The following is a 19425-nucleotide window of genomic DNA, read 5'->3' as shown; positions in this document are numbered from 1 at the left end:
GACGGCCGGATGACCCTGATCAGTTTCGTGGTGCCGGCCTTCCGGGTGCAGGGATACCTGCGCGAGTGCCTGGACTCGATCCTCGGCCAGCCGGAGACCGACCTCGAGGTGATCGCGGTGGACGACTGCTCGCCGGATTCCAGCGGCGAGATCATCGACGAGTACGCCGCCCGCGACCAGCGGGTCCGGTCGGTCCGGCTGCCGGAGAACGTGGGCCTCGGTCCGGCCCGCAACGTCGGGCTGGACCGGGCCGTCGGGGAGTACGTCTGGTTCCTCGACGGCGACGACTGGCTGGCGCCGGAGTGCCTGCCGGAGGTCGCTGAGCGGTTGCGCGCCACCCGGCCGGATGTGCTGCTGGTCGATCACGTCCGGACGCACTGGAACGACACCGCCACGCGCAGCGCGATGGCGGACGTGTTCCCGGAGTCGCCCGGCGCGGCCACCTTCCGACTGCGGGACCGGCCGGAGGCGATGCGGCTGCTGCACACCGCGTGGAACCGGCTGGTACGCCGGGAGTTCCTCGTCGACCTGGGGCTGCGCTTCGCGCCCGGCTGGTACGAGGATGTCTCGTTCAGCTACCCGGTGCTGATGGCGGCGGAGCGGATCGGCGTACTGGATCGGGTCTGCGTCAACTACCGGCAGCGTCGGGCCGGCGCGATCACCCGGACCCGCGGTGACCGGCACTTCGAGGTGTTCCCGCAGTGGCACCGGGTCTTCCACCTCATGGACGGCTGGGGGCCGGCGGTGGACGCCCTGCGCCCGGCGGTCTTCGAGCGGATGATCTGGCACTACCTGACAGTGCTCGGCAACGGCCAGCGGATCGCCCCGGAGCTGCGGCCCGCATTCTTCGCGCAGATCACCGCCGACTACGCGCGCTGGCTGCCGGACGGCGGGTACCCGGCGCCGAGCGGGGTGGAAGGGATCAAGCACCGGCTGGTCGCCACCGGCCGTTGGCGGACGTTCAGCGCGTTGCGGGCGGCGAGCCGGGCCCGCGACACCGCTCGCCGGCAGGCTCGTACCACCCGGCGCCGGGTCGGGCCGGCCGTCCGCCGCGGCGCCCGACTGACCCGCGACGGACTGCTGCGCGAGTACTACCGCGCCGAACTGCGCCGACCGGTGGATCCGACGCTCGCGGTGTACGCCGCGTACTGGTACCGGGGGTACGCCTGCAACCCGGCGGCGATCTACGAGGTGGCCCGCCGGCTGGCCCCCGGTGTGCGCGGGGTGTGGATCGTGCGCCGGGACCGGGTGGACACCGTGCCGGCCGGTGCGGAGTACGTGGTCGCCGGCACCCCGGCCTACTACCGGGCGCTGGCCCGGGCCCGCTGGCTGGTCAACAACGTCAACTTCCCGGACTTCGTCCGCAAGCGGCCGGAGCAGGTGCACGTGCAGACCCATCACGGCACGCCCGTCAAGGTGATGGGGCTCGACCAGCAGCGCTACCCGATCGGTGCCGGCCGGATGGACTTCGCGGGGCTGCTGCGCCGGGTGGACCGCTGGGACTACAGCGTCAGCGCCAACAGCTTCTCCACCCAGATGTGGGATCGGGCGTACCCGGCCACGTACACCACTCTGGAGGTGGGCTACCCGCGCAACGACCGACTGGTCAACGCCGGCCCCGACGAGGCACGCCGGCTGCGCGCCGAGTTCGGCCTCGGCCCCGACGAGCAGGTGGTGCTGTACGCCCCGACGCACCGCGAGCACCTGCCCGGCTACCGGCCACCGTTCGACCCGGACCGGTTCGTGGAGGCGCTGGGTGACAACTGTCGACTGCTGATGCGCAGCCACTACTTCCACGACCGGGATCGCAGCCCCCGCCGCGCCGTGGACCGGGACCGGGTCCGCGACGTCAGCGGCCACCAGCGGGTGGAGGACCTCTACCTGGTGGCCGACGTGCTGGTCAGCGACTACTCCTCGGCGATGTTCGACTACGCGGTGCTGGACCGGCCGATCGTGCTCTACGCCCCGGACTGGGAGGCGTACCGGCTGGCCCGGGGCGTCTACTTCGACGTCACGGCGGAGCCGCCGGGGGCGGTGGCCACCACGTTCGCCGACCTGCTCGACCTGTTCCGCACCGACGCGGTGCGTTCGGACGCGGCGACCAAGGCCCGCGCGCACTTCCGGGGCCGGTTCTGCGGCCTGGACGACGGGCGCGCCGCGGAGCGGGTGGTACGCCGGGTGTTCCTGGGTGAGCCGGACGAGAGGGCCCCGCGCTGCTGATCGCGCCGGCCCTTGTGTCGCTTAATGGCAGCGTCATGAGTCGAACATGAGACGTTCACCCGATGTGCTAATTCAATGATCCTGGTCACAGTCTTCTGGGGTTCGGTCGACGAGCTGGGGGAGGAGACGGTGACCACCGTCGCGCTCAAGGATGTCACCAAGGTCTTCAAGGACGGCACGCTGGCCGTCGACAGCATCAATCTGGACGTGAACGACGGCGAGTTCATGGTGTTGCTCGGCCCGTCCGGCTGCGGCAAGTCCACAGTGCTGCGGATGATCGCCGGTCTGGAGGACCCGAGCCAGGGCGCGGTGCTGCTGGACGGGGAGCTCGCGAACGACCTGCCGCCGCGGGACCGGAAGATCGCCATGGTCTTCCAGGACTTCGCCCTCTATCCACACATGACGGTGGGCGACAACATCGCCTTTCCGCTGCGCCTGGCCGGGGTGGAGCCGACGCCACGGGGTGAGCGGGTCACCGACGTGGCCAGCGCGCTGGGCATCGGCGACGTGCTCGCCCGCAAGCCGGGTCAGCTCTCCGGCGGGCAGCGGCAGCGCGTCGCGATGGGCCGGGCCATCGTCCGCCGACCCGGGCTGTTCCTGATGGACGAACCCCTGTCCAACCTGGACAGCGGGCTGCGCGCGGAGCTGCGTGCGGAGATCTCGGGCCTCACCCGGGAGCTGGGCGTCACCACCGTCTACGTCACGCACGACCAGGCCGAGGCCCTCACCATGGCCGACCGGGTGGCGATCATGCGCCGCGGCGTGCTCCAGGACGTGGGCACGCCCACCCAGGTGTACGGGCGGCCGGCGACTCTCTACGTGGCCGCCTTCCTGGGCAGCCCGCGGATGAACCTGCTCGAGGCGTCGGTCTACGTGCACCTGGACCGGTACGTCACGCTCAACCTCGGCGAGCAGTCGCTCTACCTACCCTGGGACGACATCCGCAGCCGGGCCGTGGCGCACTACCACGGCGAGCGGATCGTGGTCGGCATGCGAGCCGAGGCCCTCACCCCGGTCTCCCCGGACAGCCCCGGCGACGTGCTGCGCGGCCGGATCCGCTACCTGGAGCACCACGGGCACGAGTCGTTGGCGTTCCTCGACATCGGAGCCACCGCGATCGTGGTCGACGAGATGGGTGCGCCGCTGGACAATCCGCCGGTGGGCCAGCGTGGCCTGCGCCGGTTCAGCTCCGTGATGCAGCGGCTGACCGGCAAGCCCGTGGAGGCGGACGGCGCCGGTGGTGGCACCCAAACGAGCGTCCTGCCCGATCCCGGTCGGCACCATCGCCGCCCCGCGGAGCTGGCGGTGCGGTTGGCGCCGTACCCGGCGGTCGCCGCGGGTCACCCGCTCGCCGTGGGGGTCCGGATGGACGCGCTGCACTTCTTCGACGAGCGCGGGGGCCGGATCGACGTGGGGTGGCGCTGACACCACGCCGTAGCGGGGTGGCGAAGGCGCCGCCGGTGTCCTACGGTCTGCGCACCCAGTCCATCGTGAAAGACCACCGAGAGGGGTGCACCCGTGTCGGGTGACCGTCCCAGCCCGCTCGTCATCGAGCGCATCCTCCGTGACCGGCAGGGCATCTGGCAGCAGATCGTTTCCGAGCGCGACCTGAACGCGTTGACCGGGCGCATGCTGGCCAGTTCCGCCATCGCGCTCGCCTGCTACGGCGCGGTCCTGGGTGCCTTTCACAGTCCGCTGATGGCGCTGACCTCCGCGCTGAAGCTGCCGCTGCTGTTCCTGGTCACGCTGGCCATCTGCCTGCCCACGCTCTACCTGTTCAATCTGGTCTTCGGTGCCCGCCTCTCGGTGCGCCAGTCGCTGGCACTGGTGATGGTGGCGATCACGGTCACCTCCATGCTCGCCGTGGCGTTCGCGCCGATCAGCCTCTTCTTCCTGATCACCGCGCCTGACTACGGCTTCTTCAAGCTGCTCAACGTGGCGATCCTGACCCTGTCGGCGCTTGTCGGGCTGCGCTTCCTGACCGGTGGGATGCAGGTGCTCAACGACCACGGGCTGCTCGCCCCGGCGCAGGCCGTGCCGGCCGCAGTGCCCGCCGGTGCGGTGCCGGCCGCCGCGCCGGCTGGCCAGGTCGCCGAGCCGGTCGCCGTGCCGGTTGGCGCCACGGCGGCCGGGTCGGCGGGTACGGTCCCGAACGGCGCCGCCCCCGAGGCCGGGTCGCCGGCCGCGCAGGTCCCGGCGCAGGTCCCCACCCAGGGGGGCGGGCAGCCGGCCGACGCCTCGTTCCCGCCCGGCATGCTGCCGCCCGGCTACCCGCAGCCGCAGCGCGCGTGGGTCAACCCGCCGGTCCGCCGTGGCGAGCCGACGCAGCGGCCGGCCAGCATGACCCTGCTGTACATCTGGATCCTGCTCTTCGGCTTCGTCGGCACCCAGTTGGCCTGGACGCTGCGTCCGTTCTTCGGCGACCCGGGTCAGGACTTCGCCTTCTTCCGCAGCATCGACGGCAACTTCTACGCCGAGATCCTGCGCACCATCGCCAACCTCTGAGCGCCGTCCAGACCCGTGAAATCCCTGGTTGCCGGGTTGGTTACCGGCTAGTAACGTCAGGTCATGACCATCGACTCCCGCCAGGTGGCGGCCGGCATGCTGGAAGCGGTGCCGTTCGCCCGTACGCTCGGCTTCGAATTTGTCGAGGTGGCACCCGAGGCGGAGGGCGGGGTGCGGGCGGTCGTCCGGCTCCCCGACTCGCCGGCCACCCACAACCACGTCGGCGGGCCGCACGCCGGGGCCATGTTCACCCTGGGTGAGACGGCCTCCGGCGCGGTGGTGCTGGCCGCCTTCGGGCAGCTGCTGGACCGGGCCGTGCCGCTGGCCGTCCGTGCCGAGATCGCGTACCGCAAGCTGGCACGAGGCCCGGTGCTGGCCACCGCGCGGCTCGGTCGGCCGGCTCGGGAGGTGATCGACGAGCTGGAGTCCGGCAGGCGGCCCGAATTTCCGGTCGAGATCGAGATCGCCACCGAGGACGGCACGCCCACCTCGGCGATGACCGTGATCTGGACGCTGCGGCCGAACTGAGCCCCGCCGGTGGCGGCGGAAACGGGGTTTGCCGACCCGGACAGATGGTTAGATTCGTAACGTGCTGGGCCTACCTGCTCACGTGACCGCCTGTCTCTTCGACCTGGACGGTGTGCTGACGCAGACCGCCAAGGTGCACAACGCCGCCTGGAAGGAGACGTTCGACGAGTTCCTGCGGCAGCGCGCCACAGCCACCGGTGAGCCGTTCCAGCCGTTCGACCCCGGCCCGGACTACAACCGCTACGTCGACGGCCGACCCCGCGCCGACGGCGTCCGGTCCTTCCTGGCCTCCCGCGGGATCGTGCTGCCCGAGGGCAGCCCGAACGACCCGCCGGACGCCGACACGGTCAACGGGGTCGGCAACCGCAAGAACGTCCTGCTGCTGCGACGCCTGCGCAGCTCCGGCGTCGAGGTCTACCCGGGTTCGGTGCGCTACCTGCGGGCGGCGACCGCCGCAGGGCTGCGCCGGGCCGTGGTGACGGCGAGCGCCAACGGGCGCGAGGTGGTCGCCGCCGCCGGGCTGGAACCGTTGCTGGAGGTGCGGGTCGACGGGCTGGTCGCCCGGTCCCAGGGCCTGCGCGGCAAGCCGCACCCCGACACCTTCCTCGCCGGGGCCAGGCTGCTCGGCGTCGACCGGTCGCAGGCCGCCGTCTTCGAGGACGCGCTCTCCGGGGTGGCCGCCGGCCGGGCCGGCGGCTTCGGTTACGTGGTCGGCGTCGACCGGGTCGGTCAGGCCGACGAGCTGCGCACGCACGGCGCCGACGTCGTGGTCACCGACCTCGCCGACCTGCTGGACGCGGGTGATGTCGACCCGCCCGCAGCAGGCCGCCCGACGGCGGAGCGGGGTCCGGCGTGATCCGGGAGAGGGCCTATCCGGTCGAGCCCTGGCACGTCCGGGAGACCCGGCTCGACATGGACGTGCTGGCCCAGTCGGAGTCCGTCTTCGCGCTCTCCAACGGGCACGTCGGGCTGCGCGGCAACCTCGACGAGGGCGAGCCGCACGGCCTGCCCGGCACCTACCTCAACTCGTTCTACGAGCTGCGTCCACTGCCGTACGCGGAGGCCGGCTACGGCTTTCCCGAGTCCGGGCAGACCATCGTCAACGTCACAAACGGCAAGCTGATCCGGCTGCTGGTCGACGACGAACCACTTGACGTGCGCTACGGCGAGCTGCTGTCCCACGAGCGCATCCTCGACATGCGTGCCGGCACCCTGCACCGGGAGCTGCACTGGCGCTCGCCGGCCGGCCACGAGGTCAAGGTTCGCAGCACCCGGCTGGTGTCGTTCACCCAGCGGTCGGTCGCCGCCATCAGCTACGAGGTGGAAGCCGTCGACGGCCCGCTCCGGCTGATCGTGCAGTCCGAGCTGGTCGCCAACGAGACGCTGCCCGCGCAGAGCAGGGACCCCAGGGTCGCGGCGGTGCTGGAATCGCCGTTGCAGGCCGAGGAGGAGCTGACCACCCCGGACGGTGGGCAGCTGATCCACCGCACCAAGGTCTCCGGCCTGCGGGTGGCCGCCGCGATGGAGCACGAGGTGCACGGCCCGGACCGCACCACCATCGAGTCCGAGGGGTACGAGGACTGGGTCCGCACCACTGTCGCCTGCGTGCTCAAGCCCGGCGAGAAACTACGGATCGTCAAGTACCTGACGTACGGCTGGTCGAGCCGACGCTCGCTGCCCGCCCTGCGGGACCAGGTCGGCGCGGCGTTGGCCGGGGCCCGACTGGACGGCTGGGACGGGCTCTGCCGCGAGCAGCGCGGCTACCTCGACGAGTTCTGGGACGCCGCCGACGTGCGGGTCGAGGGCGACCCGGAGGTGCAGCAGGCCGTCCGTTTCGGCCTCTTCCACGTGCTCCAGGCGGGTGCCCGTGCGGAGCGTCGGCCGATCTCGGCGAAGGGGCTGACCGGCCCCGGCTACGACGGGCACGCATTCTGGGACACCGAGATGTTCGTCCTGCCGGTGCTCACCTACACCCAGCCGAGCGCCGTGCGCAACGCGCTGCACTGGCGCCACAGCACCCTGGACCAGGCCCGGGAACGGGCCGAGACCCTCAACTTCAAGGGTGCCGCCTTTCCCTGGCGGACCATCGAAGGTCCGGAATCATCCGGGTACTGGCCGGCGGGAACGGCGGCCTTCCACATCGCCGCCGACATCGCCGACGCGCTGCGCCGCTACGTACTGGCCACCGGGGACACCGATCTGGAACGGGAGATCGGGCTGGAGCTGCTGGTGGAGACCGCCCGGCTGTGGCGCTCGATCGGCCACCACGACCGGCACGGGAAATTCCACATCGACGGGGTCACCGGCCCCGACGAGTACACCGCGGTGAAGAACGACAACATCTACACCAACCTGATGGCGCAGCGGAACCTGCTCGCCGCCGCCGACGTGGTGATGCGCTACCAGGATGAGGCGTTCCGCCTCGGGGTCACCGACGAGGAGACGGCGAGCTGGCGGGACGCGGCCAGCTCGATGCACATCCCGTACGACGAAGAGCTCCAGGTCCACCAGCAGACGGAGGGGTTCACCCGGCTGCAGGAGTGGGACTTCGCGCACACGCCGGCGGAGAAGTACCCGCTGCTGCTGCACTACCCGTACTTCGACCTGTACCGCAAGCAGGTGGTCAAGCAGGCCGACCTGGTCCTGGCCATGCACTGGCGGGGGGACGCCTTCACCCCGGACCAGAAGGTGCGCAACTTCCTGTACTACGAGCGCCGCACAGTACGTGACTCGTCACTGTCGGCCTGCACTCAGGCGGTGCTCGCCGCCGAGGTGGGTCATCCCGAGTTGGCGCACATCTACCTGCGCGAGGCCGCGCTGATGGACCTGCACGATCTCAACGAGAACACTCGGGACGGCGTGCACATGGCCTCGCTGGCCGGCGCATGGCTCGCCCTGGTCGGTGGGCTCGGCGGGTTGCGGGACCACGACGGTCAGCTGTCGTTCGCGCCCCGGCTCTCCAGCCGACTCAGCCGTCTGGAGTTCTCGCTCCAGTGGCGCGGGCTGGCGTTGCGGGTGGACGTCCGGCCGCACCAGACGACGTACTCGCTACGCCACGGCGGCCCGGATGACGTGGTGGAGCTGCGCCACCACGACCAGGTGCTGCGGGTCACCTGCGACGAGCCGGTGACCGTGCCGGTGCCGCCGGCCGATCCGTCCGGGCCGCAGCCGGAGCAGCCGCCAGGCAGGTCACCGCTGCTGCGGTTGCCCGAGCACGAGGAGTGACGGCTGGGACGGGATTGCTCCCGTCCCAGCCGCCGATTCTCATGTGGGCTCCCGACCATGGAGCGCCGGGTCCGCCCGGGGCCGTCGGATCGGTGGATCCGGCCGGTGCGTCAGACGGGCTCGCCGGTGGAAGGGCGTCCCAACGCGTCCCTGGGCGCCATCGCCCGGGGATCTTCGGGAGTTCGCGCCTGCGCGGCCTCGTCCCCCCAGTCCCGGCTTCGCTCGGCGTCCTGTTCCCGCCGGTTCCGCTCGTCCATCTGCTGCTGCCGCGACGTCTGCTGCTGGGCCATGACGATCCTCGCGATCCGTCGGGGCGCGGTGTGCGCCGACACGGTCTGCGGTCGCCCCTCGGCTACCCGGCGGTCCACCCGGCAAACACCACACGCATTCGACCCTGACCGTGTATCCGCGCACCCGTGCGGTCGCTGGCAGCCGGCGGCGACCCTTCGTCGCGTCCGCTGACCCGGCCCGGCGGCGGTGCGTGCGGCGCGACGGTGTGGGTACCCACAGCACAGGCGAGTACGGGGAGGTGCGGCATGGACGAGCAGCGCAGCACGGTGACCATCCCGGTCGGGGACGCACAACTCCCCGCGGACCTGATGCTGCCCGCTCAGCCGGTGGGCGTGGTGCTCTTCGCGCACGGCAGCGGCAGCTCCCGGCACAGCCCGCGCAACGTGGCGGTGGCCCGGACGCTGAACGCTCGTGGGCTCGGCACGGTGCTGGTGGACCTGCTCACCCCGGCCGAGGACGAGGTGGACGCGCGCACCGCCGAACTGCGCTTCGACATCGGGCTGTTGGCGAGCCGGCTGGCCGGGATCGTGGACTGGTTGTCGGCCGAGCGCCCCGCCGGTGACGTGCCGATCGGCCTCTTCGGTGCGAGCACGGGTGCGGCCGCCGCCCTGGTCGCGGCGGCGTCCCGCGCGGACAAGGTGGGTGCGGTGGTGTCCCGGGGCGGCCGACCGGACCTGGCCGGCGCCGCTCTGGCCCAGGTGCGTACGCCGACGTTGCTACTGGTCGGCGGCTTGGACGAAGAGGTGATCGTGCTCAACGAGCATGCGCTGGCTGAGCTGGGGGAGGTCGGCGAGCTGCGGGTGGTGCCCGGTGCCACCCACCTCTTCGAGGAGCCCGGCACCCTCGAACAGGTCGCCGATCATGCCGGCACCTGGTTCACCACTCACCTCACCCGTGCGACCGCCCCGTCGCGTCGGTCATGAGGTCGACAGGTCGTCGGACGGCACCGGGTGGTGGCGTTGGACGGTGTCGATGATGCGCCAGAGGACGGCGGTGATCGGAACACTGACGAAGGCGCCGGCGATGCCCGCGATCAGTGTGCCGGCGGTGACCGCCACCAGGATCACCGCCGGGTGCAGCCGGACCTGCCGTTTCATGACCAGTGGCTCCAGCAGGTTGCCCTCGATCTGCTGCACGGCGATCACGGCGGCCAGGGTGAGCAGCGCCGTGGTCGGCCCGTTGGCGGCCAGGGCCACCAGCACCGCCACCGCGCCGGCCACCGTCGCGCCGATGATCGGCACGAAACCGCCGAGGAAGGTGATCAGCGCCAGCGGCAGGGCGAGCGGCACCCGCAGCACCACCAGGGCCAGGCCGATGCCGATCGCGTCGATCGCGGCGATCAGCATGGTGCCCCGGCTGTACGCGCCCAACGTCCGCCAGCCGGCCCGGCCGGCCTCGGCCACAACGGGCCGGTTCGGGCCGGTCGTCCGGGACAGCACCCAGTGCCACATCGAGCGGCCGTCCTTGAGCAGGAAGAAGAGCAGCACCAGGGCGAGCAACGCGGAGCCCAGCACCTCGGTCACCGTCCGCGCGCCGGCCACCGGGTCGGGGGAGCTCCCGCTCAGCCCCTGCCGCGCCTGGTCGACCAGGCGGTCGAGCTGCGCGTCGGTGACCGGCAGGGTGGACGTGACGAAGTCCCGGCTACGGTCCAGCCCCTGCGTCAGCTCCTGGCTGAGTTGGTCGAACTGGCTGGCCGTCAGGTTCCACACGAGCGCGCCGACACCCACCAGGATGCCGAGCAGCAACAGTACGGTGAGCAGCGCGGCCAGCGCCGCGGGCAACCGCAACCGGCGCAACCGGAGCAGCACCGGGTCGAGCAGCGCGGTGAGGAAGATGGTGGCGGCCAGCGCGATGGCCAACGGCGCCAGCAGCACGGCGATCCGGCCCAGCAGGTAGAGCCCGGCGACGACCACCACCAGGCAGGCGCTCCACAGCACCGCAGTCCGGACCAGCCAGGGCAGTGCCGCCCACGCCTGACGCGGCCCGGGGCCGCCCGTTGTCGCCCCGGTGCCCGCTGCGGGCTCGTCTGCCGTCATGTCGGCCCTCCTCGATCTCGCGAGGTCGGTACCCGGCTCGGCGTGCGCCGACACCCGTACCGCTTCAACGGCGGGCGAACGGCCGGCGTGGCGGGTGCTGCCAGGACGGTCCCGACGAGTCCGTGCAGCCGGTTTGCGCTGCCGGGCCCCGGGAACGCTGACGAGAGTGACCAGAGTGGAGGAGGAGCGTCGTGGGTGACTTCATGGACAAGGCCAAGGACTTCGCGGACAAGCACGACAAGCAGGTCGACCAGGGGCTGGACAAGGCCGGCGACATGGCCGACAAGCGCACCGGCGGGAAGTACGACGACCAGATCGACAAGGGTGTGGACCAGGCTCAGGCGCGTACCGGCGAGGGCGACCAGGTTCGCTGACGTACCGGTCGGAACGATTGCCCCCCTGCCGTCCGGGTAACCGTCGCCATGGCCGAGGACCGACCACCAGCCGAGCGCGACCGGTCACGGCTCGACCAGGTTGCCGAGAGGGCGTTGCACCGCGGCGGGGAGGCCGGTCGGGTCCGAGCCCGGCAGTGGGAGGTCACCCTGGTGATCGCCGTCCAGGCCGGGCTGGCCGCGGCGCTCGCCGCCCTGATCGCCCAGCACCTGCTCGGCCCCGGCGCGCACGTGTTCGCACCCGCCGCCGCCGTCGGTACGATCGCCACCGCCATCGGCCAGCGTGCCCGGCGCACCTTCGAGCTGCTGGCCGGCGTGGGCCTGGGCATCGTCATCGGCGACACGCTGCGTTTCTTCCTCGGCTCGGGGCCGTGGCAGACCGGCCTGGTGGTGGCCCTCGCCATCGCCAGCGCGCTGCTGGTGGCCGGAAAGGGTGGCCAACTCGTGGGTCAGGCCGGCGGTACCGCCGTGCTGATCGCGACGCTGGCCCCGATGGAGCGCGGCCTGGAGCTGCCCCGCATCTTCGACGCGCTGGTCGGTGGGGCGGTCGGCCTGGTGGTGGTCGCGTTGCTGTTGCCGATCAACCCGATGCGGACGCTCGACCGCGCCGCGACGCCGATCTTCGCGGTCCTCTGCGAGCAGCTCGACGAGCTGGCACATGCGTTGCGGGAGCGCGACGCCGACCGGACGATGCGCGTCCTGGAACGGCTCCGCGGCACCGAGGGTGATCTGGGTCGGCTGAACGATTCGCTGAGCGGGGCGGAGGAGGTGGTGACGATCGCGCCGGTCCGCTGGCACCGCCGCCAGCAGTTCCACAGGTACGCCCGCAGTGCCGATCATCTTCAGCGGCTGATGCTGGACAGCCGGGCCATCGCCCGCTGGTCGACGACCGCCCTCCAGTACGACGAGCCGATCCCGCCGGAGCTGCCGGACGCGATCGCCCGGCTGGGCCAGGCGGTGGCGGAGATGCGCAAGGAGTGCCGGGTCGGAAATGACACCGAGTGCACCCGCAAGCTGGTTGAGCAGTGTGCCGAACTGGCCGGTAGGGCTGCCGCGACGGGGGTGAAGTCGTTCGGCGAGGCGCTCATCACCGGCTTGCGTACCGCGGCCAGCGACCTGCTCCGGGCCGCCGGCTGCGAGCCGGACGACGCGAACCAGGTCGTGCGCCGGGCGGCCGGGGGCGGCGAGGCGAACGTCCGCCCGCCGCTCCGGCGACGCCTGCACCGGTCCCGGCCGACCCGGGCCGCACGGGCCCGACGGCGGTCGCACCTCGCCGCCCGCAACCGTGACGACGAGCGGGCCGGCCTCCCCGACAGGGGGAGACCGGCCCGGTGAACGGCAGGATCAGGACGAGTAGCCCCGCTCGGCGATCCAGTTGGCGACCTTCGGCAGGGTCATCCAGTACTCGCCCAGCGCCGGGTCGGCCGGGTCGGCGATCCGGATCAGGTCGCCACCGTCGCGGTAGCCGACCAGGGTCAGGTAGTGGCCGCCCTCGTACGAGTGCGGGTTGCCGTCGGTGTCCACGGTCGTGCCCTTGATGTTGGCGACCACCGGCCGGCCGGCGTCCACCGCCGCCAGCACGTCCCGGCGCAGCTGCTCAACCTGCTCGGGGCGGGCCACCGAGTCACGGATCTCCGTGGTCCGGTACTTGCCGCCGGTCAGCTCGTTGAGCACCCGGGTGGTGTCCAGGGCCGAGGGGGTGCCCGCCTCGGTGGTGCCGAGCAGCTTGGCCACCTCGTCCTGGGAGAGCGCCTTGCCCTGGGCGGAGAGCGCGATGCGGGTGGCGGCCGGCCCGCAGTAGTAGAAGTTCGGCTGGGCCTGGTAGTCGATGCCGAGGATCCGCTCGGCGGAACTGTCGACCTGGCCGCCCCGGCCGCTCTGGCTCGCCGCGGTCGGTGCGCCCTGCACCGGGGCGGCCTGCGCGGCCACCGCGGGGCCGAGGACGCAACCGCCGGCGACCAGCATGCCGGCGACGGACAGGCCACTCTTCTGGATGATCGGATTCATTGTCGAGTCTCCGTTCAGGGGGTTGGCGCCTCCGAGTGGGCGGAGGGCGGCAGCACCGGGAATGGCGCTCGGCTCAGCACGGGGCGACGACCGCGGCCGTCTCGGCCGCGGCGTACCGGGGGTGTAACGGCCCTGCTCCGGCCGGCATTCCGCTGCCGGCTGCCCGGGACGGTCGTCGTGCCCAGGTGCAACGGCTGCCGGTCGGGCGGGATTCCGGAGACGATGTGCCGCCGTCCACGAGCCAGCGCCGATACGGTGACCAAAATCGGGCGAGCTAAGCGTCAGGGCATGAAACGGTCATCAGGCCGCGGCGTCCCGATCGGGCGCGGCGCGAATGACGGGCCGGTTCAGGTGCGGCGGCGGTTCAGAGGCTGCCCAGCAGACCGGTCACGGTGATCTCGATGACCACCCGCTCCGGATTCGGACGCGGGGTCCGATACCGCTCGGCGTAGCGGCGCTCCGCCTCCGCGACGGCGGTGCGGTCCGAGCGGAGCACCGCCCGGCCCTCGATGGTCAGCCAGCGTCGGCCGTCCACTTGGCAGACAGCCACCGGGACGCCCGACGCGCCCCCGGCAGCCACGTGCCGGGCCTTGCGTGAGGCGCGGGAGGTGATCACCCGGGCCAGCCCGGCCTCGGGGTCGAGGGTGACCCCGACCGGCACCACGTGCGGGGTGCCGTCGGCGCGCACGGTGGTCAGCGTCGCGAGGTGCCGTTCCGCGCAGAACGCGGCAACGCGCTCGTCGCGTACGTCCAATCGGTGATCGCCCGCCATGACCGTCCCCCGTCCCGCCGACCCGACCACGATCATGGCACGGAACGGCGCACCCGGTCCGGGTCCGGCGGGGCGTCCGGCTGCCCGGGCAGCCGGCGGTCGGCCGCCCGGCGCTGGTGCACCAGGCGGGTCAGGTAGATCAACGCGCCCGCCAGAACACCCATGTCGTCCAGGTAGATCGGGTCCGGGAGCAGGTCGACCGGGAAGATCGTGTAGATCAGCGCCCCGTAGAAGGCGACCTTGCCGCCCGCGCCGAGCCCGGCCAGCAGCCGTCGGGTGCGCACCACCCGCACCGCCAACACCACCGCGCCGACAAGTGTGGCGATCGCCAGAATGCCGGCGATCACCACGAGGACCCACGCCTGTCGGGACATGCCGTCACGCTAACCCACCGAAGCCCGCACGGCCCGGTGACGAGGGCCGGCGCGGCGGCGCCACGACCCGGCCAGGTTCTCCGGTCCGGAATTCCCGCCGGGCAGCGGGTCACGTCATGCGAACCCGTTCAGAACGCCGGTACCGCCGCGCGGCCGCGGGCGATCACCTGGGTCTCCCGGGTCTGCTCGACCGACGGGACGACCTCGCTCAGCGGCAGCACGGAAGCCGACTCCGCGACCCGCCGTCCGATCGCCGCGTGCGCCTCCTCCCGCAGGCTCCGCGCCGCGGCCACGGCCAGCTCGGCGGCGCGCCACGCGGCGTGCTCCCGCTCTCCCGCGGCGGCGTGCCGGGCCGCCAGATTGTCCCGGATCGCCCGCTGCAGGACGAGCTCCTGCTCGACCGGGTGCAGCCGCGGGTCCCAGCCGTCGCGATGCGCGAAGACGTCACTGAGCTGCTCCACCGACAGCTCCCGCCGCCAGTACGCGTCCAGCGCCGCCCGGTGCAGGTAGCGCTCGCGGTCGACGTACTCGGCCGGGGTCCGGGCGGTGTGCGGCAGCGGCATCGCGGCGGCGGCGCTGAGTCGCCGTACGGCCGCCTCGGCTGCCTCGTAGGCCTGCCAGGCGGCCTCGACCTCCTCCTGCGCGGCGACCCACTCCGCCCGGCGGCGCTGGGCGGTGGTGGTGGCCCGCTCGGCGGCCACCGCGACCTCCTGTGCGTAGCGGCTCTGCTCCCGTTCCTCCTGCACCTGCTCAAGCTGGCTGGGCATGGCCGCACGGCGGATCCGGGCACCCGGATCGAGACGGAGCTGGCCGGGCCGCACCAGCAGGGCGGCGACGGTGACAGCGACCACCCCGAGCAGGCTCAGCCAGATGGCGGCGGCTCGGGGCACGTCGGGCAGGACGGTGGAGAGGACGGTCTGCATGATCAGCACCTCAGGGTCGAACGACGGGTATCGACGGGTGACGGCGGACGGATGTTTCGACGGCACCGGCGGCTCGTAGCCGAAATGGTCGCGATGGGCTGCCGGGACGACCGGACCACGCCTCGGGCGGTCACCGCCGGCGATGCCCGCCTCGGCTGGTCACCGTTCGGTGATCTCCTGCGGCATGGTCACGTCGACGACGGCGACGGGTGCGCCCGGACGGATGAGCCGGATCGGCCCGCGTGAATCGCCGGGCGGTGGTCGGCCGGGGTCAGCGAGTGGGCGGGCCGCGCCGGGGCGGGATACCACGCCCGGGCTGATCGGCCGGCGCGTGCTCCGGGCCCGCGGTGACCGGGCCGGCCGCCGCGACGATGTCGACAGTGCTGACCGGCCGGGACGCGGCCGGCTGGTCGGCCCGCTGGGCAACCGGAACCGCGTCGGGCCGGAGGGTTTCCACCCGGCTGCTCACGACGCTGGGCCGCAGTGGCGTCGGTGCCGGGGGCGGGGTCGCGGCGAGGGTGCCGCCGAGGCCGACCGCGAGCACCAGAGCGGTGACCGCCAGCCGGGTCAGCTCCCGCAGTGACCGCAGCATGGCCCACCGGGCTGGGCGGACGGGCGCTGCGGAGGACACCCGACAAACCTAACGCCCACCCCGCGTCGACGCAGCTCGGCAACGGCCCGTTCGGGCGTGACCGTCACCACGCTGTGCACTGTGGACGGGGGCTGGGGAGCAGAAACAGCGGCGGCCCCCGCCGGATCTGGTACGGCAGGGGCCACCACGGCACGTTCGTACGGCGCCGCGACCGGCGCGGCGCGCCGGTGGGCGACGCGAATCAGTCGGCGGTGCCGAGCACCGACGGCGGAGCGTCTCCGCCGTCCCGCCACACCATCTCGTCCTCCGTCAGCCAGGTCATCCGCTCGTCGGACTCCTCGGACTCCGGTCGGCCGTGCCCGCCGAGCACCCCCGGGCGACCGGCCCCCCTGCCGCCCGCCGCACCCTGCCGACCGGCCGCCGCCGACCGGCCGGTGGACTCGGCGCGCCGACCGTCCATGCTGCGCCCGACTCCACTGGCCGCGCGGTTGTCAGCCGCGGCCGCACCACCGGTGGTCGCCCGGACCGGGGTGGTGGGCGTGCTGCCCGAACCGGCGAGGGCGGATGTCCGCAGCACCCCGCCAGCCGGTGCCCCGCCCTGCGCTCCGAAGAGCAGACCCGGCCCGGTGCCGGCGCTGGCGGCCACGGTGGTCGGCCCGGACAGGCCGGCCAGCCCGGCGGCGCCGCCGGCGAGCAGCGCACCGCCGACCACTGGATCCGCACCGGCGAGGGAGGTGGTGAAGCCACCCTCGCCGCCGCCCGGGCCGGTGGCAACGGCCGGCGTGCCGCCGGTGCCCGTGCCGTCCTGGCCGGTGCCGGACCCGCCGCCGGCGACCGGGGGCGGAGCAACTCCGTCGGGCGTCGCGATGGTCGCGCCACCGGTGTGCGCGGTGCTGCGGGTGGCGTTGGGCGCGGCGGTCGGCGTGGCGGTGGACGGCACGCTGCGTGGCGTCGTCGCGTCGTCGTTGGTGGTCTTCGGCGTGTCCGGGTGGGGCGGGGGCGGGTTGACCACCCGGTCGTAGGCGGAGAGGTCGTAACCAGCGGCCAGCTCGGCCACCACGTTCACCATCCGCTGGTGGGCCTTCTCCTGCTCTTCCTTGTCCTGCTGGTGGCCCATGATGCCCCCGACGACAGCGCCGGGCAGACCGAAGGCGGCGCCCTTGAGCGCCCCGGAGACCGCCTTGTCGTTGTCGTCGGTCTCGTCCGGGCTCTCCGCCTGCTTGTGCGCGGTGCGCAACTGGCCGGCCATCATGGTCAGCGCCTGCTTGACGCCGGCCATCCCCTCGCCCAGCGCCTCGGCGTGGTCGACGATCAGGGTCAGCCGCCGCTGGAACTCCCGACCTGCGGAGCCCGTCCACGTGTGGCCGAGCTTCTCGAGGTCGCCGCTCAGCTCCCGGCCGAGACCGTCGAGGATGCCCTTGAGCGAAGCCCACTGGGCGGCCACGCCGTCGATCTGCTCCGGCTTGCCGGCCATCACCGCGTCGTACAGCTGCTGGTGGCTGCTGCCCTGGTAGCGCTGGGTGTACTCAGACACGCCCGTCCCCCTTCGGCTGCAACGCCCGGTCGACGCCGGTCAGCGCGGCGGTGATGTCGGTGGCGTTGGCCGCGTTACGCGCTTCGGCGGTGCGGTAGTTGGTCAGGATCTTGCTGGTCGCCTGCTGCGCGGCCAGCACCGCCTGCCGGAGCCGCTCGGCCTGGTCGACATAGGACTGGTGGACCTCGCTGTAGCGACGCGCGTTGTGGGTGGCGTCGGTGAACGAGCCCAACGCCGGGGGGCTGCACTGCATCTCGGTGTTGAGCTTGCGCAGCACCGACTCGGCCTGGCTCAGCCGTGCCGCCAGGTGTCGGTGGAAGTCCTCAAGGGACAGCAGGTCGACTTCCGTACGCCCGGTCATGGCAACATCCCCGTCGTTCTGGTTGACAACCGTCAGCGAGCCCAGGTTAGTCCACCAGTGCGATCCGGGGCGACCCGTCCGGGCCGCTCAGTCCTCGGCTTCGATCGATGCCGTGGCCACTCCACCGCCCGTTCCGTCGGTCGCCGGAGCGCCGCTGGGTGAGGTCGACGGCGTGGGCTCCCGTGTCGGCGCAACCGACGGCGCCCCGCCGGGTGAGAAGTAGGTCGAGGCGTCCTCTCGACTCAGGGTGGGCCCGGTCGGGATCAGCGCCAGCAGCGAGCCGGGCACCGCCAGTGGGGTGACCCCGCCGTAGCCGAGCACGGCCAGGGTCTCGCCCGACCCGAGCGGGTACCGGACGCCCTGCGGGCTGATCAGGTAGACGGTCGACCCGGCGGCACCGGATCCGCTGGTCCCGGCGCCGGGCGCGGCCTGGGCGAGGACTCCCTTGCCGCCGGGCAGCAGCACGGCCTCGGCCGTGCGTAGCGCGTCCCGGGTGGTCTGCCGCACCGGCACCGGGCCCGACTCGCTCGCGGTCAGCTCCGCCGGCGCCCGGTCGAAGACCTCAACGGTGGTGGTCGGCGGCCCGCCACCGGTGCCGGCCCGGTACGTCGCACACAGCACCGTCTGCCCGGACCTGGCCTGGTACAGGGCGGGCAGCGCCTGCGGCAGCCCCTCCTCGTCCAGCCGCTGGTCGGTGTAGAGCCGGCCGGCCTGATCCGGCGTGATGTCAATGATCTGACCGCCGCCGCTGATCATCAGCAGGGCGGTGATCTCAGAAATTGAGACGAGCCCTTCCCGGGTCAGCACGTAGTGCTGCCCGGCCGCCCGGAACACCTGACCGACGAAGGCCGGCTTGCCGGCCAGGCTCAGCCCGCTGCGTTCGCCCCGGCCGGGCAGCGACGGCTTACGCAACGGCGGCCCGGCCGGCACGGCGTTGAGCAGTTGCTGGCCGACGGGCAGCGGTGCCGTCCCGGTCATCCGCAGCGCCGCGATCGCCGGGTCGCCGCCGAGCACCTGGAGGCGGGCGTTGCCGGTGAGCAGGTGCCGCTGGTTGTCCACTGTGACCAGCACCGCGCGGTCACCCAGCGGCGTGCCGCCGGGCAGCGCCCGGTCGATGACCACCCGGGTGGAGGAGCGGCGCGGGTCGGCCGGATCGGGCACGTCGCAGACCGACCACGGCAACCCGGTCAACGACTTGCGGTCCGGCAACGCGTCCGGCGCGCCGACGATGCCCACCGTGCGGCCCCGCGGCCGGTCGCGCAGCGACGCCTGGGACATCGTGCGCACCGCCGGGTCCGCCTCGTTCAGGATCAGCCGTGCCGAGGTGTAGTTGAGCGTCGGGTGCAGCTGCCCCTCCACGAACACGTACGTCGCGCCGGTCTCGCGCTCGATGACCAGCGTGTTCTCTTCCAGCGGCGCGGTGTTCCCGGTCAACTGGCCGTACGCGCCGACCCCGCCGAGCACCACGGCAGCGGCGATCACACTGCCGAAGACGGCCATGCCGAGCCGTCGCATCGGCAGGTTCGTGGTCTCCGGATCGCCCGACAGCAACGCGGAGACGATCCGGCGGGTGACGAAGCGGTACGCCTGCACCTGATCGCGGCGGGTCCGCATGACTTACCTCCGGCGGGGTGGATCCGCGACGATCAGGGTCGGGGTGCCGTC

The 19425-nt window shown here is 72.7% G+C and carries 19 protein-coding genes; 9 read left to right on the top strand and 10 right to left on the bottom strand.

All coding sequences use genetic code 11. From position 1 onward, the window contains the following. The first annotated feature begins 9 nt into the window (after window positions 1-9). The 6 genes from GA0070607_RS10155 to GA0070607_RS10130 all read left to right on the top strand — a co-directional run bounded on the left by GA0070607_RS10155 (window position 10) and on the right by GA0070607_RS10130 (window position 8478). Entirely contained in the window at window positions 10-2220 is a 2211-nt protein-coding gene (locus tag GA0070607_RS10155; protein WP_089017980.1) for a bifunctional glycosyltransferase/CDP-glycerol:glycerophosphate glycerophosphotransferase, read from the top strand. 75 nt (window positions 2221-2295) lie between these two features. Continuing rightward, the gene (locus GA0070607_RS10150; RefSeq protein WP_408630877.1) at window positions 2296-3645 is read left to right on the top strand and encodes an ABC transporter ATP-binding protein; all 1350 of its coding nucleotides are present in this window, start codon (window positions 2296-2298) and stop codon (window positions 3643-3645) included. 93 nt (window positions 3646-3738) lie between these two features. Beyond that, window positions 3739-4725 (top strand): hypothetical protein, encoded by a 987-nt coding sequence (locus GA0070607_RS10145; RefSeq protein WP_089017979.1) that lies wholly within the window; start codon window positions 3739-3741, stop codon window positions 4723-4725. Between the two features lie 63 nt (window positions 4726-4788). Then, window positions 4789-5253 carry a DUF4442 domain-containing protein gene (locus tag GA0070607_RS10140; protein ID WP_089017978.1) on the top strand — a complete coding sequence of 155 codons (465 nt, stop codon included), beginning with the start codon at window positions 4789-4791 and terminating at the stop codon, window positions 5251-5253. Window positions 5254-5314: 61 nt separating this feature from the next. Then, window positions 5315-6109 (top strand): HAD family hydrolase, encoded by a 795-nt coding sequence (locus GA0070607_RS10135; RefSeq protein ID WP_089017977.1) that lies wholly within the window; start codon window positions 5315-5317, stop codon window positions 6107-6109. Beyond that, complete coding sequence (locus GA0070607_RS10130; protein WP_089017976.1) at window positions 6106-8478, top strand: glycoside hydrolase family 65 protein; 2373 nt, start codon at window positions 6106-6108, stop codon at window positions 8476-8478. Before GA0070607_RS10135 ends, GA0070607_RS10130 begins: the two co-directional genes overlap by 4 nt. Window positions 8479-8588: 110 nt before the next feature. Here the strand turns inward: GA0070607_RS10130 and GA0070607_RS10125 are convergent, their stop codons facing one another. Then, window positions 8589-8846 carry a hypothetical protein gene (locus GA0070607_RS10125; protein ID WP_408630876.1) on the bottom strand — a complete coding sequence of 86 codons (258 nt, stop codon included), beginning with the start codon at window positions 8844-8846 and terminating at the stop codon, window positions 8589-8591. A 168-nt stretch (window positions 8847-9014) separates the two neighbouring features. Here GA0070607_RS10125 and GA0070607_RS10120 point away from each other — a divergent pair, with 168 nt between their 5' ends. Further along, window positions 9015-9692, top strand: coding sequence for a dienelactone hydrolase family protein (locus GA0070607_RS10120; protein ID WP_089017975.1), 678 nt, complete (start codon window positions 9015-9017; stop codon window positions 9690-9692). Here GA0070607_RS10120 and GA0070607_RS10115 read toward each other — a convergent pair. Next, on the bottom strand, window positions 9687-10805 hold the full coding sequence (locus GA0070607_RS10115; RefSeq protein ID WP_089017974.1) for an AI-2E family transporter: 1119 nt from the start codon (window positions 10803-10805) through the stop codon (window positions 9687-9689). The two genes, GA0070607_RS10120 and GA0070607_RS10115, sit on opposite strands and share 6 nt — an antisense overlap. Before the next feature lie 203 nt (window positions 10806-11008). On the opposite strand from GA0070607_RS10115, the gene GA0070607_RS10110 reads away from it, so the two are divergent. Together GA0070607_RS10110 and GA0070607_RS10105 are read left to right on the top strand one after the other, a co-directional pair. Further along, entirely contained in the window at window positions 11009-11179 is a 171-nt protein-coding gene (locus GA0070607_RS10110; protein WP_256482448.1) for an antitoxin, read from the top strand. Window positions 11180-11227: 48 nt separating this feature from the next. Continuing rightward, window positions 11228-12532, top strand: a complete 1305-nt coding sequence (locus GA0070607_RS10105; protein WP_089017973.1) for an FUSC family protein — start codon at window positions 11228-11230, stop codon at window positions 12530-12532. Between the two features lie 9 nt (window positions 12533-12541). Here the strand turns inward: GA0070607_RS10105 and GA0070607_RS10100 are convergent, their stop codons facing one another. The 8 genes from GA0070607_RS10100 to eccB all read right to left on the bottom strand — a co-directional run bounded on the left by GA0070607_RS10100 (window position 12542) and on the right by eccB (window position 19374). Then, window positions 12542-13204, bottom strand: a complete 663-nt coding sequence (locus GA0070607_RS10100; protein ID WP_089017972.1) for a C39 family peptidase — start codon at window positions 13202-13204, stop codon at window positions 12542-12544. Window positions 13205-13568: 364 nt separating this feature from the next. Further along, window positions 13569-13976 carry a pyridoxamine 5'-phosphate oxidase family protein gene (locus GA0070607_RS10095; protein WP_089017971.1) on the bottom strand — a complete coding sequence of 136 codons (408 nt, stop codon included), beginning with the start codon at window positions 13974-13976 and terminating at the stop codon, window positions 13569-13571. 32 nt (window positions 13977-14008) lie between these two features. After that, window positions 14009-14350, bottom strand: a complete 342-nt coding sequence (locus GA0070607_RS10090; protein ID WP_089017970.1) for a YkvA family protein — start codon at window positions 14348-14350, stop codon at window positions 14009-14011. 128 nt (window positions 14351-14478) lie between these two features. Continuing rightward, the gene (locus GA0070607_RS10085; protein WP_089021761.1) at window positions 14479-15273 is read right to left on the bottom strand and encodes a hypothetical protein; all 795 of its coding nucleotides are present in this window, start codon (window positions 15271-15273) and stop codon (window positions 14479-14481) included. Between the two features lie 271 nt (window positions 15274-15544). After that, on the bottom strand, window positions 15545-15904 hold the full coding sequence (locus tag GA0070607_RS10080; RefSeq protein WP_157743124.1) for a hypothetical protein: 360 nt from the start codon (window positions 15902-15904) through the stop codon (window positions 15545-15547). Window positions 15905-16106: 202 nt separating this feature from the next. After that, entirely contained in the window at window positions 16107-17399 is a 1293-nt protein-coding gene (locus GA0070607_RS10075; protein ID WP_089017968.1) for a WXG100 family type VII secretion target, read from the bottom strand. Further along, a complete protein-coding gene (locus tag GA0070607_RS10070) occupies window positions 17392-17760 on the bottom strand; it encodes a hypothetical protein (protein WP_089017967.1) in 369 nt (122 codons plus the stop codon). Before GA0070607_RS10070 ends, GA0070607_RS10075 begins: the two co-directional genes overlap by 8 nt. A gap of 87 nt (window positions 17761-17847) precedes the next feature. Next, a complete protein-coding gene (gene eccB / locus GA0070607_RS10065; protein WP_089017966.1) occupies window positions 17848-19374 on the bottom strand; it encodes a type VII secretion protein EccB in 1527 nt (508 codons plus the stop codon). Window positions 19375-19425: the final 51 nt, after the last annotated feature.

This window comes from Micromonospora coriariae, from assembly GCF_900091455.1.
Classification (GTDB): Bacteria; Actinomycetota; Actinomycetes; order Mycobacteriales; family Micromonosporaceae; genus Micromonospora; species Micromonospora coriariae.
Note: the sequence above shows the minus strand (reverse complement) of the source record. Positions and strands in the feature narration are given on the sequence as shown.

Excerpts from the sequence above, each read along its gene's own strand:
- GA0070607_RS10070 (WP_089017967.1), bottom strand. The coding sequence starts at position 17,760 with ATGACCGGGCGTACGGAAGTCGACCTGCTGTCCCTTGAGGACTTCCAC.
- GA0070607_RS10115 (WP_089017974.1), bottom strand. The coding sequence starts at position 10,805 with ATGACGGCAGACGAGCCCGCAGCGGGCACCGGGGCGACAACGGGCGGC.
- GA0070607_RS10110 (WP_256482448.1), top strand. The coding sequence starts at position 11,009 with ATGGACAAGGCCAAGGACTTCGCGGACAAGCACGACAAGCAGGTCGAC.
- GA0070607_RS10140 (WP_089017978.1), top strand. The coding sequence starts at position 4,789 with ATGACCATCGACTCCCGCCAGGTGGCGGCCGGCATGCTGGAAGCGGTG.
- GA0070607_RS10150 (WP_408630877.1), top strand. The coding sequence starts at position 2,296 with ATGATCCTGGTCACAGTCTTCTGGGGTTCGGTCGACGAGCTGGGGGAG.
- GA0070607_RS10120 (WP_089017975.1), top strand. The coding sequence starts at position 9,015 with ATGGACGAGCAGCGCAGCACGGTGACCATCCCGGTCGGGGACGCACAA.
- GA0070607_RS10090 (WP_089017970.1), bottom strand. The coding sequence starts at position 14,350 with ATGTCCCGACAGGCGTGGGTCCTCGTGGTGATCGCCGGCATTCTGGCG.
- GA0070607_RS10085 (WP_089021761.1), bottom strand. The coding sequence starts at position 15,273 with ATGCAGACCGTCCTCTCCACCGTCCTGCCCGACGTGCCCCGAGCCGCC.
- eccB (WP_089017966.1), bottom strand. The coding sequence starts at position 19,374 with ATGCGGACCCGCCGCGATCAGGTGCAGGCGTACCGCTTCGTCACCCGC.
- GA0070607_RS10155 (WP_089017980.1), top strand. The coding sequence starts at position 10 with ATGACCCTGATCAGTTTCGTGGTGCCGGCCTTCCGGGTGCAGGGATAC.
- GA0070607_RS10105 (WP_089017973.1), top strand. The coding sequence starts at position 11,228 with ATGGCCGAGGACCGACCACCAGCCGAGCGCGACCGGTCACGGCTCGAC.
- GA0070607_RS10095 (WP_089017971.1), bottom strand. The coding sequence starts at position 13,976 with ATGGCGGGCGATCACCGATTGGACGTACGCGACGAGCGCGTTGCCGCG.
- GA0070607_RS10100 (WP_089017972.1), bottom strand. The coding sequence starts at position 13,204 with ATGAATCCGATCATCCAGAAGAGTGGCCTGTCCGTCGCCGGCATGCTG.